Source organism: Sphingomonas aerolata (assembly GCF_023935825.1).
Taxonomy (GTDB): Bacteria; Pseudomonadota; Alphaproteobacteria; order Sphingomonadales; family Sphingomonadaceae; genus Sphingomonas; species Sphingomonas aerolata.
The window spans coordinates 1,738,855-1,752,058 of sequence record NZ_CP098762.1; the positions used below are offsets into that span (position 1 = coordinate 1,738,855).

The following is a 13,204-nucleotide window of genomic DNA, read 5'->3' on the forward strand; positions in this document are numbered from 1 at the left end:
GGCTTGAAAGTCTGCCCGTGGGTCGCCGCAGCCGCAGCTGCTGAATATGACGTTGTTGAGCTGACTTCCGATACTGGAATGGGCAAAATATGCGAATTAAGCCCTAGCTTCAATCGCCGCCAAGATTGCGGATCCTGTACGGTCCTGAGCGCTTTGCAAGCGGCTGTCCCTTCCAGCTGAGCTGTACCAGCCCGTTGCTCACTAGCTCGTCTATCGCTTCATGGACTGCAGGCATTGCGCTACGCCAATCCTGTGCAATTGAACGGGCCACTTCGCTTGGGCATATCGTCGCCCCCGGTGCGCGGCGCTCGAGCAGGGAAAGTGTGGCTGCCTTCGGATCCGTCATTCAGACTGCGTCGACCGCGCACTCCGGCTGGTCAAGGTGCTATTGGCATTCGGCGCCTTCCTCGGGCAGCTTATCCGTGCGGAACGTGGCAGGATGGGCGTGGGAAGCTTGCGGCAAGCTGAAATACCTCTGGTCGACGGATTCGACGAAGAACCGGATATTCCCGACTGCGAGCGCCGATGTGATCTCGGATCCGTTCTGGGACGACCTCCGCGCGGTAGCGGCAGCGATGGGTGAGTGGAGCTTCTATCGCAACGAGCGGGTGGGATCCCGGAGCGAGCTTCGCCAAGATCTCCGCCTAGGGGTGCAGGCTGGGTTAGACGTCTCGGCGCCAGTCCGGCGATTGTTCGCCGTCAAAAAGGACATCTCGGCGGAAGTGATCGGCCGGTTCCAGCGGAACTGGTCGGACGGGGCCGACACGGAACACTCTCGCCTATACTTTGGGCCGAGCATCACTTTCGGGACGAGGTTCTAGCCCATCGGATGCAGCCGGCATGGTCGACGAGGACCCCATTGGAACGCCTGCTCGGCTAGCCTGTCGCGGCGGGCGAGTCGGCTAAAATACGAAGCTGAACGAACGTCGCCTCTTCGGGCGAAGGTAGGACGGTCTGAGCGTCGCCTTATGGGTCTTGCCTGTCACCTGACCAAGGGTGATATTTAGGACGGGGCGGAGCTGAATAGCTGGAACCCATGCGTATGCGTCAGCCAAGCGGCTTTAGTTCACCCGCTATGGCCAGCAAAGCGCGCAACCCTGCGGGTAGCTGCCGTCGTCCGGAATAGTAGAGGTAGAAGCCGGGCCCCGTCGTTGCCCAATCGGTTAGCAGCAGACGCAAAGTTCCATCGGTGACATGCTTGGCAAACAGTTGCTCAAGCCCGAACGTCAGACCTGCACCGTTCAACGCCATCGCTAGCGTCGATCGGCTGTCATCGGCTGTCATCGCGCTTTTGATGGGCACGTCAAAGTCACCCTCCGGCCCCTCGAACTCCCAACGGTAGATACTGTCGTCACCGAGCCGAACCCCGAGGCAACGGTGGTGCTTCAACTCCTCCGGATGGGTTGGCGTGCCATGTTCGTCCAGATAGCACGGGGATGCCGCGACGACCCATCTAAGGTCGGCGGAAAGACGCTGCGCGATCATGTCTTCAGGAACGGTGCCACCATAGCGCACGCCTGCGTCGAACCCTTCACCGACGACATCAACGATACGGTTGCTAGAGACAAGGTCGACCTCGATATCGGGGTGGCGGCGAGACAGCTCGGCAAGCACGGGACCGAGAACTAGCGTTACCGCATCGACGACGGCGTTGATGCGGATCTTGCCGCCAGGAGTGGCACGAAGCTGATCGAGGCTTTCGAGTGCGGACCCGATGTCAGCAAATGAGCCGGAGACCGACTGCTCAAGCGCCTTACCAGCCGACGTCAGGGTAACGGAGCGGTTGGTCCGGTTGATCAGACGGACGCCCGCGCGCTCTTCAAAACCTTTAAGGGCGTGGCTGACCGCGGAGGCTGATACGCCAAGCTCCAAACCGGCCAGTCGGAAATTTCGGTGACGCGCGATCGCCAAAAAATAGGCAAGGTCCGTCAGGTTGGTACGGGTAACAAGCATATGCCATGCTGAACTTGATTCATCGTTGCATCAAGTAGCGCATGGGTAACTTGCCACGTTTGAAAGCGTTTAATGATCCTGAGCGGCGCTCGTTGGCGCGCCCAAGGAGGATCGCCGATGGCTAGTAAGACTTTCCAATTGTCACGAAGGGAGATGCTGATGAGCAGCGCCACGACTGCTGCAGTATCCACCATCGTGAGCGAAACGGCCGACGCCGCGCCGCCTATGAAAGCTGTGCCGACGTACAAGGTCGCCATGACGGTGAACGGCAAGCCTCACCGACTGACGCTCGATCCGCGTACGACCCTGCTCGATGCCCTGCGCGAACATCTGCACCTGACAGGCACCAAGAAGGGCTGCGATCACGGGCAGTGCGGTGCCTGCACGGTCATCGTCAATGGGGAGCGGATCAACGCCTGCCTCAGTCTCGCCGTCCAGCATGAAGGCGATGTTGTGACCACGATCGAGGGCCTTGGCACCCCGGAGCGTATGCATCCGATGCAGGCCGCCTTCGTGAAGCACGACGGGTACCAATGCGGCTACTGCACGCCGGGGCAGATCTGTTCTGCGGTCTCTGTGCTGGAGGAAATCAAGCGTGGCATTCCAAGCCATGCACAGGCCGATCTGATGGCAGCGCCGCAGCCGACCGGCGTCGAGCTGCGCGAACGGATGAGTGGCAACATCTGTCGCTGCGGCGCCTATTCCAACATTGCCGACGCAATGGCCGAAATTTCAGGAGTGCGCACGTGAGAAGCTTCACTTACGAGCGCGCCACGACGCCTGCCGAGGCGGCTAAATTGGTCGCGAGCAATTCCGATGCGCGGTTCCTGGCGGGGGGTACAAACCTGCTCGATCTGATGAAGCTGGAGATCGAGACGCCCACTCATTTGGTCGACGTTCAGGACCTGAAGCTAGACCAGATCGAACCGACAGACGACGGTGGGCTGCGGATCGGTGCGCTTGTCAGCAACACGGCGTTGGCGAGCGAGGAGCGGGTGCGACGCGACTACGGCGTACTCAGCCGTGCGATTGTTGCCGGTGCGTCAGGCCAGCTGCGGAACAAGGCGACGACCGCCGGCAATTTGCTTCAGCGGACGCGGTGCCCGTATTTTTACGACACCAACCAACCCTGCAACAAGCGCAAGCCCGGGTCGGGCTGTGCCGCGATCGGTGGTTATTCGCGCCAGCTCGCTGTCATCGGATCGAGCGAGGCGTGTATCGCTACCTATCCAGGCGACATGGCGGTTGCGATGCGCGTGCTCGATGCCACCGTCGAGACGGTGCAAGCCAACGGGAAGACACGATCCATCCCGATCGGCAGCTTCCATAGGTTGCCGGGTACCACGCCCGAGCGCGACAATGTGCTCGACCATGGCGAACTGATCACTGCGGTAACATTGCCGCGTCCGGTCGGCGGTACGCACGTTTACCGCAAGGTGCGCGACCGCGCGTCCTACGCGTTTGCGCTCGTGTCGGTAGCCGCCATCGTCCAGCGTGACGGCAGCGGGCGCGCTGCCTTTGGCGGTGTCGCCCATCGGCCGTGGCGAGTGGAGGCCGCAGACGCGGCGATGCCGCATGGCGCGGTCGAAATGGCCAAGGCGGTGTTTGCCGATGCGCGGCCGACCACCGACAACGCGTTCAAGATTCCGCTCGCTACGCGCACGCTCGCAGCAGTTCTTGCAGAGGTGAAGCCATGATCTTCGACAAACCCGCAGGCGCCAATCCGACCGATCGGATGAAGGTGCTCGGCAAGCCACTCGATCGCTACGAGGCCCATCTTAAGACAAGCGGTACGGCGACCTATGCCTATGAATGGCAGGACGTCGCACCCGGGTTTGCGTACGGCTACATCCTCGGCGCCGCGATTGCCAAGGGCAGGATCACGACAATCGACACGCGCGATGCTGAACGCGCGCCCGGGGTAGTCGGGGTCGTCACCTATCTGAATGCCGGCAAGCCCGGGGTCGGCAAGTTCTACGTCCAGAAGATGCTCGCTGCGCCCGAGGTGGACCATTACCATCAACCGGTCGCCGTCGTCGTCGCCGAGACTTTCGAACAGGCTCGGGCTGCCGCGGCGCTCGTCCGTGTCGCCTATCAGCGGGCGGCCGGACGGTTTGATCTGGCAGCGCAGAACGGGAGCGCGCCCGTCCCGCCGGAAGGCGAGTTTGGCGGCCCCAACGAGAAGCAGGTTGGCAACTTCGCCAAGGCGTTCGCCGCGGCACCGGTTAAGGTCGACGAGACCTACACCGTGCCCGACCAGGCGCACGCGATGATGGAGCCGCATGCCTCGATCGCCAGGTGGGACGGCGACCGTGTGACGTGCTGGACGTCGATCCAGCAGATGAACTGGGGAACGCGCGACCTCGGGTTGATCCTCGGTATCCCCAAGCAGAACGTTCACTTGATCTCGCCCTACATTGGTGGTGGCTTCGGCGGTAAGGGAACCGTGCAGATCGATCTCGCGCTGGCAGCGATCGCCGCGCGCGTGGTCAAGCGCCCGGTAAAGATCGCGCTGCAACGTCCGATCATGTTCAACACGACGATCCACCGGCCCAAGACGATCCAGCGTGTGCAACTGGGGGCGGGCCGTGACGGGCGGCTGACGGCGATCGGTCACGATAGCCTGTCGGGCAACCTCATCGGTGGGCGCACGGAGCCGACCGTTACCTCCACGCGGACGCTCTACGCCGGCGCGAACCGGCTGACGCGGATGCGGCTGGCGACGCTTGATCTTGCCGAAGGCAATGCGATGCGTGCGCCGGGCGAAGCGCCTGGGCTGATGGCGCTCGAGGTCGCGATGGACGAGCTGGCGGAAAAGCTGAAGATGGATCCGATCGAGCTTCGCGTCGTGAACGATACGCAGGTCGATCCGGAGAACCCAAACAAGCCTTTCTCGACCCGAGCCTTTGTCCGCTGCCTGCGCGAGGGTGCGGAGCGCTTCGGCTGGGACAAGCGCCAAAGCAAGCCTGGCAAGGTCCGCGAGGGACAATGGCTGATCGGCATGGGCATGGCGGGCGCAATTCGTGGCGGCAAGATCGCCAAGGCCGGCGCACGGGCCCGGCTCGACCGGCACGGCGTGGTCACGATCGAGACCGACATGACGGACATCGGCACCGGCAGCTACACGGTCGTCCAGCAGACCGCGGCCGAGATGATGGGCGTCATGCCCGACCGGATCGTCGTCAAACTCGGAGACTCCACCTTCCCTGAAACGCCAGGGTCGGGCGGGCAGCAGGGCGCGCCTTCTGTGACAGCAGGTGTCTATGCGGCGTGCATGAAGCTGCGCAAGACGGTCGCGCAGCGGCTCGGCTTCAACACCGCCAACGTCGACTTTGCCGAGGGGCAAGTCCGCAGCGGTAACCGGTCGGTAAAGCTCGCTGACGCGGCGAAGGACGGCGATATTGTGGTCGAGGACCTGATGGAGTTCGCCAAGCTCGCCGATCAGTTCCAGCAGCAGACCTTCGGGGCGCATTTCGCTGAGGTCGCGGTCGACGCATACACTGGCGAGGTCCGGGTACGGCGTATGCTCGCGGTGTGCGCGGCGGGGCGAATCCTCAACGCAAAGACCGCACGAAGTCAGGTGATCGGTGGGATGGTGATGGGCGTCGGTGCGGCGCTGATGGAGGACATGGCGATCGACAAGCGCTTCGGTTTCTTCGTGAACCACGATCTCGCTGGCTACGAGGTGCCCGTGCATGCCGATATCCCGCATCTCGACGCCTTTTTCATCGACGAGGTCGATCCAACGATCTCGCCGGTAAAGGCCAAGGGCGTGGGCGAGCTGGGTCTGACCGGGGTCGCGCCAGCGGTCGCCAATGCGATCTACAACGCAACAGGCGTCCGCGTGCGCGAGTATCCGATCACGCTCGAGAAGCACCTCGACGCGCTGCCGGTGCTGACGTGATGCGCTTGCTGAAATTCGGCACGATCGTCGCCTTGCTGCTGCCCGTCAGCTTCGCTCAAGCCCAAAGAGGACCTCCCGACATGACCATCGCCCGCAAATCCGAGATGAAGACCGTCGACGGGCCGGAGGCGAATTTTACCGGCAAGGTTACGATCTCCGGGCGATTCCAACGCGACGACCCGTCGCGCGTCTCTGGCGCGATCGTCCATTTCGAGCCCGGCGCCCGGAGTGCCTGGCACACGCACCCCGCCGGCCAGACGCTGATCGTGACCGAGGGCATAGGCTGGACGCAAATCGCGGATGGCCCGAAGCTGGAGTTCACCGCGGGCGACATCCTGTGGTGCCCGGCAGACCGGAAGCACTGGCACGGCGCGACGGCGCATCAGGGCATGACGCATGTCGCCATCCAGGAGTCGGTCGACGGCTCGGCCGTGACCTGGATGAACAAGGTGACGGACGCCGAGTATCTCGCGCCGCTCGGAACCGAGTGAACAGTCGCACCCCCCCATCAAACGCGAGTATCTTCCATGACCAATCCCCATCGCTTTTCCGGCAAGGTCGCCTTCGTCACCGGCGCCGCCAGCGGCATCGGCCGCGCGACCGCCGTCGCCTTCGCAACCGAGGGCGCGCAGGTCGCGATCCTCGATCTGACCGAAAATGCCCTGTCCGAAACCGCGGACGCCGTCAGGAACGCCGGCGCACAGGTCTTGGTCCTTGCCTGCGACGTGTCGAAGCCGGACCAGGTCGAGGCGGCGATCGGGCGGGTGATCGAGACCTTCGGCAGTCTCGACATCGCCTTCAACAATGCCGGAGTCGAGAACAAGGCGGCGCCGGTCGCGGAGATCGACCTCGCCGAATGGGACCGGATTCTCGACATCAACCTGCGTGGCACGTTCGTCTGCATGAAGCACGAGCTTGCGCAGATGGTGCGTCAGGGTAGCGGCGTGATCGTCAACACGTCGTCGGGGGCTGGTGTCCGGGGGGTGGCGGGCGGATCGTCCTATGCCGCTTCCAAGCACGCGATCATCGGCCTGACGAAATCAGCCGCGCTCGACTATGCGAAGCAGAATATCCGCGTGAATGCGATCCTGCCGGGCAACATCGAGACGCCGATGATGGATCGCTTCACCAACGGTGACATCCAGAAAGCCATCGATCTCGAGCCGGTCGGTCGTCTGGGAAAGCCCGAGGAGATCGCCGACGCCGTGCTGTGGATGAGCGCGGATCTTGGCGGATTCGTCACCGGTGCCGCAATTTCCGTGGATGGCGGCTGGTCACTTTAACTGCCCAAGTAGAGGCAGACTCAAGACGGTGAGCGCGACAGCCGCTATCAATTCCTGTCTTGCGCCATTTGCTCTTAAATGGAGCGGCGTCGCGAACGGAAAATGAACGAACGGCTGAATCTGGAGTTCGCAAATACTGCCGCAAACGTCCGCTTCTGGGTCTCCGCTGACGCAAGGTCCTGACCGGAAGCCTCACGCGATCTGCCACCTTATCGCCTTAAAGACCTCGCATGATCTGCCAAGTTTCGTTCCGGACCGGCGAAGGAAGGCAGGCTGGACGTCGATAGGAGGCTGGAAGTTGCGCTTCAGAGTATTCGCGAGCTGGCTTCTCCGAATAGGCGTCGTCGCCTTATTCTCCAGCGGGTCCGCCATACATGCGGGCGACGTTCACCGTACCGCGATAATTGCTGAAAAATCGAACCCGGCACAGAAAGTCGATTGGAGGCCTGTAGTTAATGGGCGTCTTCCGAACGGTGTGCGCTATGCGATCCTCGCAAGGCAGTCAGACGAGCCTGGCATAAGTCTGCTCATGCGAAACGAAGGTGGCTTCATCGAGGAGCAACGGCCGGGCGAGCGCGGGTTGACACACCTTATCGAGCATCTCGTATTCGTCAGTCCGACGATAAACGCGCCGAACGATTTGCATCATCTTGTGAAGATCGGTTTGCCGCTAACTTTCGCCGCCCCTTCCGCCGGTACCACAAGCTGGCGAGAGACCAATTACTTCGTGTCGACCAGAACGACGCGGACGGCAGACCTCGACACACTGCTGCGTCTATTCCGCGAGGTCGCGACCGACCTCACGTTCAGATCCGATGCAGTCGACGATCAGCGTGCGGACGTGATGCGCGAGATGGCCGGCAGGAAGCCCGGCAACGTGATCTACGCCGACTATATCGCGGGCATAGCACCAGGCTCTCCGACGGACGTCATCGACGGGCAAAATTCCGACGACGTACCGACAGCGAGCGTAGAAACGATCCGTGCTCTATACCACCGCCTATACCGACCCGAGAACATGATGGTCGTGATCGTCGGAAACGTCGATCCGACCACCGCGAAGGCTCTTATCACCCAGCGTTTCGGGAGTTGGAAAAGCATCGGGTCGCCGGTCGGCCATGTCCCTGTTCCGCGCTTGCGCTACGATCGCATCGCGCCGATCAGTTTCTCAGCTCTGCCGCAGGGGCGCAGGACAGCGCTGATCACCGTGGCAATGCCGACACTTTCGTCACCCGGCTCCAAAAGATCGCAGATGGACGCAGAGCTCATGGACAGGCTGGCGATCCGCGCGGTCAACAATCGACTGGCAAGAGCTCAGCCAGGCAGTCCGTCCGGAAAGGTCGGAATGTTCATCGAGAATGGCGAGCAAGGCCACCGGCTTATCATGCTGTGGGACAACTTTACGGGCGACGCATGGCAGCCTGCACTGGTCGACCTTAAACGTACCACATGCCGACTAGGTACGGCGGGCCTCTCTGCAGACGAATGGGACAGGGCGAGGCGTGACCTGATCCAGGAGCTCGAGCAGATTACTGGAGACATGGGCCACGCCAAGAACGTCGAACTGGCAAAGGATCTATCTCACGCCATCGCCGCAGACAGGGAGCTGATCGCTCCGAGCGCTTTGCTGCGACGTGCTCGGATCTGGTTGCCGACGATCGATGCAAGCACTGGGAATGCTTGGTGGCGTCAGCAATGGCAGAGCGGCCACGAACATGTCCGGGTCGAAGCGCCTGAGCTTGCCCGGGTGGTGGACCCCCGTCAGGCGATACGGACCGCACTGGATGCAGCATCGTCGCGAGCGAGCTGCCACTAACTACGACAATAGCGAGGCCGGAACAGGGAGACACGGATGGGAATCGTCCTAATCGTCGCAGCGGTCGCATCGCAGACCGGACCTATGACGGTCGTTCCAAAGGTCGTGGATTTCGACCTTGCCAAGGTGCGCCCCAGAAAACCGACGTGCTTGGATCGAGGGCAGTCGGACGAGATCATCGTGTGCGCTCCAAAGGGAATGGACATCTGGCTGGGTGACGTAAGCGGATTTGCCGCCAAGCAACTGAATGCCGAATTCAAAGGGCCGCTGAACGCCGAGACGACCATTCACGTCATTCAGCAAAAGAGCCCCATTGCTACGACCCCGGCAGCGGCCGTGGCATTGAAATGGCGTTTCTGATATTTCTGGTCGCGGGAAAATCCCGTGTTCGACCGCAATCCAAACTGAACCGCATCTGCCGTTGCCAATGTTACTCGCCCCACTTTTCTAAAGCTTAATGAATGTCCGAAGCTGGTGAGCCAGAACCTGGCTGTGAATGACCGAGATTGGGTAAATGTACCTCGGCGTCTTCACCCGAGATCAGCTCCTGCACTCATCCAGAAGCATTTGCAGCCGCTCGGCATCGTCAGGCGTGGCGGGGTTGTAGATAATCATCCCCAGTTCCGGCCTTCCTTCGACGGCGAACGACGAAAACTCCATCGCCAGCAGCCCCGCGTCGGGATGGTGGATACGCTTTACTCCTTCGCCGTGAGCGACCACGTCGTTATCCTGCCACAGCGCTTCGAACTCAGGGCTGAGCCGAGACAACTCCATGACGAGCTTTATCACCTCGGCGCTGGTGCTAGCGCCGGCGCGCGCCACGTCGGCGCGGAAGGCGCCGACGACGAAGCGGGCGATGCTGTCGAAATCGGCATTGCGGGCGCGTACATGATCGCTGCCGAACATCAGGCGCAGAATGTTGCGTCCCTCGCGCGGCAGCTTGGAATAGTCGGTCAGTAAGACCGCAGCGGCACGGTTCCAGCCGACAACGTCCCACATTGCGGTCTTGATGATCGCTGGGCTGAGCACCATCCCATCTAGTACCCGTTGCAGGCGAGGGGTGATGCCGTCGACCGGCTGATATCGGGCCTCTGGCAGACGACCCAGTCCGAGCATGTAGATGTGCTCGCGCTCCGGCTCGGTCAGCATCAGCCCCTTCGCGATGCGATCGAGGACATCCGCAGATGGCGCGCCGCCACGGCCCTGCTCGAGCCAGGTGTACCAGGTGGGACTGATATTCGCGCGGCTCGCAACCTCTTCACGGCGCAAACCGGGCGTCCGGCGGCGACTGCCGCTGAGCCCGAATGTCGCCGGGTCCAAGCGAGTGCGGCGGTCGCGCAGGTACGTGCCCAGCGAATTTGGTGCTTCAGTAGACAAGATGTATCCTGTTGCAGCTTATACCACGATAAGCTCACTACTTTAACAGGGTCGGGCGCAAGGCGATACATCCCTCGTCAACGAGGAGATTTCCATGCGCGTGTTCTTGACCGGTGCGACCGGCTTTATCGGCTCCCATGTCATTCCCGAACTACTCCGCCGCGGTCACAATGTGCTCGGGCTCACTCGCTCCGACGCGGGCGCGCAGCAGCTCGAAGCGGCTGGCGCCGATGTTCATCGGGGCGACCTGGAACGACCGGAGACCCTTGCGAGTGGTGTCGCTGCGGCTGACGCGGTCATTCACTGCGCATTCGATCACGACTTTGCCAACTTCGTCGAGAATACTCGAAAGGATGAACGCAACATCGCCGCGATGGGCGATGCGCTGGCGGGAACCAACAAGCCGATCCTGATAACCTCGGGCATCGGTATTGGAACGCCGCGCAACGGCGGTCCTGCGACCGAGGATGTGCTCAACCCGCTCCACGCCAATCCGCGCATCGTGACGGAGCTGGCCGCCGCAGCGCTGATCGCCCGCCGCATCGATGTCCGCACCATTCGCCTGCCGCAGGTGCACAATACTACCAAGGCCGGTCTGATCACGCCGCTGATCGCCGAGGCCCGCCGTGCCGGGGCGGTGGCGTATCTCGGCGAAGGGAAGACGCGCTGGGCTGCCGCGCATATCAGCGATGTCGCCAAGCTATACGTGCTGGCTCTCGAGCGCGGCGAGCCGGGCGCGCGATACCATGCGTCGGTCGAGGAGGGCGTCGATGCACGCACGATCGCAGAGGCCATCGGCGAGGGAACCGGATTGCCGGTACGTTCGATCGCAACCGAAGACACCGAGCGCTTCTTCGGCTGGATGGCTCCCTTCGCCGCTCTCGACATGACCGCGTCGAGCGTCTTGACGCAGGAGCGGCTGGGATGGGAGCCTACAGGTCCCGATCTACTCACCGATCTCGCCGCGATGAATCATTACGAGCCCATGATCGGATAACAGATCGCCGTTGCACGCTGATGAGAGTAGTTCCGCTGGCGTGCAGCGGCGTGACTATAGCCTGAGGATCACACCATGGCCTCGGCCGGTTACGTGAATGAACGGCCGATTCTGGGATGCCGCTTTCGGGCACTGAACGACCGCTTGTGGGTCGTAACGCCAACAGGCCATTCGTTGAAGGAAGCCACCCGGCAGTCGGTCTAAGCGTCGGAGCGGACTGCTCGTTGAAACGGGCGCCACTGCATATGCCCGAATAATGGCGTCACGATTAGATGCGGTACAGCGAGAGCCGCAATGCCCGCGAATAGGGGGCGAACGCCGGAAGGGTCAGAGTGTAACAAGAGAACGCCTGTTATGGTAGCGAGCAGTATCGCGGCGACCAGTATCGGAGCAGTTGCTCGGAGGTAGCTGCCCATCGTTGCACAACCGATCTGCGTACGACGTTCGAACGTTTGGGGTGCGGCATGCAGAACGAGAAAGCCCACCGAAAACCCCACGAGTGGCGGCAGAACGACAAGGGCCACCGTCCCGACCAGGAGGCGCAGGTCTTTGCGCTGACATGCTTTTACGACCAAATACGCTGCGGCTATTGCGCCGATCAACGCCATTGTCGACACCATTGCGGGCAGCACGTTTGTCGAGGTGCCCCCAAGACGAAGAATATCGGTCAGGTTCGTGGCATGGAGAGTGGCGGGGGTGGCGACAAGGCTCGTTCCTCTCGCCACCCTCTCCAACGGCCGATCCGCTGGTGCATCTTCCACGCCGAAATGAACTGCCGACGCGACGAGAAAAGCCGGAAGTGCGACCGCTGGATCAATGACCCACCAACAGAGGCAAACTGCACCAACAAAGACGTATAAGGCGACGAACAAAGGGCGTTGCCGCGGCTCGACGATTGCCAAGTCGCTGGCGCCATGTGCCATGCCGATGAAACCTATCGCCACAACCGCAAAAGCTAATTGTACGGTCAACGCGCTAATGGAGGCGGCGGCTGCCGCCCCTAGAAGCAGGCTCCAGCCCCAGGCTGGAGCGCGGGCGATCATGACTGATGACCGCGTTCGGTGCTATGCTGCTCCAGCGCCTTGTCCAGATTGCTTGCCGCATAGAAGGCGTAAACAACCTTGGCGACGACATCCATGATCAGAATTGCCCAGACTGATGTCGGATCCGTGATGATCTTCATTCCTTCAGGACCGATCAGGAAGACGATTGGATAGAGGAACCAGATAACCGTCAGGAAGGCGACGTTCTTATTATATGCCGTGCCCAAGGCCATGCCCCGGCTTTTCGCCAGCATGCGTAGCGGCCCCCACAAGAGGTACAGAACGCCGAGAAAGGCGACGCATGACCACGCATACCAGACCCATTTTGCGAACGATGGGCCGGTTAGCGACGACACCAGTCCCGTAGCTATCATTAGCACGTCAAGGACGATGATGGCGGTGAGGTGGCCGCCAACCTCGCCGGTTCTACCATGCTCATGGAAGGCCAGAAGAACGAGGCTCGATAGCAGGATCGGCGTTGTCACCGACCAATCGAGGTATCTTGCGAGATAGGTGACCGAGCCGTCGAGCTTGAACAGCGTACCGATGCCGAAGGCCATTGCTAGATACGCCGTAGCTGCAATGAACGGCACGCTGGCATGCAGCAGCGTATGGTGGCCGGACGGGTGACTTTTCTTCCCCGTCGCATAGATCGCCAGCGAACCCAGCGACATGATTGTGAACCCAAGTAGGAAGGCAGTCTGATCCATGCGGGATCCCCAGCACAAGGGGGCGACCCGATGCCAACCCAAATCGCATAACATGGATTGTATCGTTTTGTGTCCACGCCGGAGCAAAGTTCATCGGCTTGTCACGAAGCGCGGTCGATAG

At 61.6% G+C, this 13,204-nt stretch carries 13 protein-coding genes; 8 read left to right on the top strand and 5 right to left on the bottom strand.

Annotated features, from left to right (window positions below):
* Nucleotides 1–109: 109 nt before the first annotated feature.
* A complete protein-coding gene (locus tag NEF64_RS08145) occupies nucleotides 110–346 on the bottom strand; it encodes a DUF3253 domain-containing protein (protein ID WP_107934154.1) in 237 nt (78 codons plus the stop codon).
* Nucleotides 347–1,047: 701 nt separating this feature from the next.
* Nucleotides 1,048–1,953 carry a LysR family transcriptional regulator gene (locus NEF64_RS08150; protein ID WP_192139311.1) on the bottom strand — a complete coding sequence of 302 codons (906 nt, stop codon included), beginning with the start codon at nucleotides 1,951–1,953 and terminating at the stop codon, nucleotides 1,048–1,050.
* 117 nt (nucleotides 1,954–2,070) lie between these two features.
* Here NEF64_RS08150 and paoA point away from each other — a divergent pair, with 117 nt between their 5' ends.
* The 7 genes from paoA to NEF64_RS08185 all read left to right on the top strand — a co-directional run bounded on the left by paoA (nucleotide 2,071) and on the right by NEF64_RS08185 (nucleotide 9,316).
* On the top strand, nucleotides 2,071–2,703 hold the full coding sequence (gene paoA, locus NEF64_RS08155) for an aldehyde dehydrogenase iron-sulfur subunit PaoA (protein ID WP_192071946.1): 633 nt from the start codon (nucleotides 2,071–2,073) through the stop codon (nucleotides 2,701–2,703).
* Complete coding sequence (locus NEF64_RS08160; RefSeq protein ID WP_252574793.1) at nucleotides 2,700–3,650, top strand: FAD binding domain-containing protein; 951 nt, start codon at nucleotides 2,700–2,702, stop codon at nucleotides 3,648–3,650. Before paoA ends, NEF64_RS08160 begins: the two co-directional genes overlap by 4 nt.
* Nucleotides 3,647–5,857, top strand: a complete 2,211-nt coding sequence (gene paoC, locus NEF64_RS08165) for an aldehyde oxidoreductase molybdenum-binding subunit PaoC (protein ID WP_252574795.1) — start codon at nucleotides 3,647–3,649, stop codon at nucleotides 5,855–5,857. Before NEF64_RS08160 ends, paoC begins: the two co-directional genes overlap by 4 nt.
* Before the next feature lie 80 nt (nucleotides 5,858–5,937).
* Nucleotides 5,938–6,348 (top strand): (R)-mandelonitrile lyase, encoded by a 411-nt coding sequence (locus tag NEF64_RS08170; protein ID WP_197976038.1) that lies wholly within the window; start codon nucleotides 5,938–5,940, stop codon nucleotides 6,346–6,348.
* Between the two features lie 36 nt (nucleotides 6,349–6,384).
* A complete protein-coding gene (locus NEF64_RS08175; protein ID WP_192139319.1) occupies nucleotides 6,385–7,140 on the top strand; it encodes an SDR family NAD(P)-dependent oxidoreductase in 756 nt (251 codons plus the stop codon).
* Between the two features lie 529 nt (nucleotides 7,141–7,669).
* Entirely contained in the window at nucleotides 7,670–8,956 is a 1,287-nt protein-coding gene (locus tag NEF64_RS08180; protein WP_192142732.1) for a M16 family metallopeptidase, read from the top strand.
* 36 nt (nucleotides 8,957–8,992) lie between these two features.
* A complete protein-coding gene (locus tag NEF64_RS08185; protein WP_252574797.1) occupies nucleotides 8,993–9,316 on the top strand; it encodes a hypothetical protein in 324 nt (107 codons plus the stop codon).
* Between the two features lie 180 nt (nucleotides 9,317–9,496).
* Here NEF64_RS08185 and NEF64_RS08190 read toward each other — a convergent pair whose 3' ends face one another.
* Nucleotides 9,497–10,333, bottom strand: a complete 837-nt coding sequence (locus NEF64_RS08190) for a helix-turn-helix transcriptional regulator (RefSeq protein ID WP_209570701.1) — start codon at nucleotides 10,331–10,333, stop codon at nucleotides 9,497–9,499.
* Nucleotides 10,334–10,427: 94 nt separating this feature from the next.
* Between NEF64_RS08190 and NEF64_RS08195 the strand changes: the two genes are divergently transcribed.
* Nucleotides 10,428–11,330, top strand: a complete 903-nt coding sequence (locus tag NEF64_RS08195) for an SDR family oxidoreductase (protein ID WP_192071677.1) — start codon at nucleotides 10,428–10,430, stop codon at nucleotides 11,328–11,330.
* A 200-nt stretch (nucleotides 11,331–11,530) separates the two neighbouring features.
* Here NEF64_RS08195 and NEF64_RS08200 read toward each other — a convergent pair whose 3' ends face one another.
* Together NEF64_RS08200 and NEF64_RS08205 are read right to left on the bottom strand one after the other, a co-directional pair.
* Complete coding sequence (locus NEF64_RS08200; RefSeq protein ID WP_192071678.1) at nucleotides 11,531–12,373, bottom strand: Brp/Blh family beta-carotene 15,15'-dioxygenase; 843 nt, start codon at nucleotides 12,371–12,373, stop codon at nucleotides 11,531–11,533.
* Nucleotides 12,370–13,083, bottom strand: a complete 714-nt coding sequence (locus tag NEF64_RS08205; protein ID WP_252574799.1) for a bacteriorhodopsin — start codon at nucleotides 13,081–13,083, stop codon at nucleotides 12,370–12,372. Before NEF64_RS08205 ends, NEF64_RS08200 begins: the two co-directional genes overlap by 4 nt.
* Nucleotides 13,084–13,204: the final 121 nt, after the last annotated feature.

Coding starts and splice junctions, on each gene's coding strand:
- NEF64_RS08145 (WP_107934154.1), bottom strand. CDS start 346: ATGACGGATCCGAAGGCAGCCACACTTTCCCTGCTCGAGCGCCGCGCA.
- NEF64_RS08175 (WP_192139319.1), top strand. CDS start 6,385: ATGACCAATCCCCATCGCTTTTCCGGCAAGGTCGCCTTCGTCACCGGC.
- paoC (WP_252574795.1), top strand. CDS start 3,647: ATGATCTTCGACAAACCCGCAGGCGCCAATCCGACCGATCGGATGAAG.
- NEF64_RS08170 (WP_197976038.1), top strand. CDS start 5,938: ATGACCATCGCCCGCAAATCCGAGATGAAGACCGTCGACGGGCCGGAG.
- NEF64_RS08200 (WP_192071678.1), bottom strand. CDS start 12,373: ATGATCGCCCGCGCTCCAGCCTGGGGCTGGAGCCTGCTTCTAGGGGCG.
- NEF64_RS08195 (WP_192071677.1), top strand. CDS start 10,428: ATGCGCGTGTTCTTGACCGGTGCGACCGGCTTTATCGGCTCCCATGTC.
- NEF64_RS08150 (WP_192139311.1), bottom strand. CDS start 1,953: ATGCTTGTTACCCGTACCAACCTGACGGACCTTGCCTATTTTTTGGCG.
- NEF64_RS08185 (WP_252574797.1), top strand. CDS start 8,993: ATGGGAATCGTCCTAATCGTCGCAGCGGTCGCATCGCAGACCGGACCT.
- NEF64_RS08205 (WP_252574799.1), bottom strand. CDS start 13,083: ATGGATCAGACTGCCTTCCTACTTGGGTTCACAATCATGTCGCTGGGT.
- paoA (WP_192071946.1), top strand. CDS start 2,071: ATGGCTAGTAAGACTTTCCAATTGTCACGAAGGGAGATGCTGATGAGC.
- NEF64_RS08180 (WP_192142732.1), top strand. CDS start 7,670: ATGCGAAACGAAGGTGGCTTCATCGAGGAGCAACGGCCGGGCGAGCGC.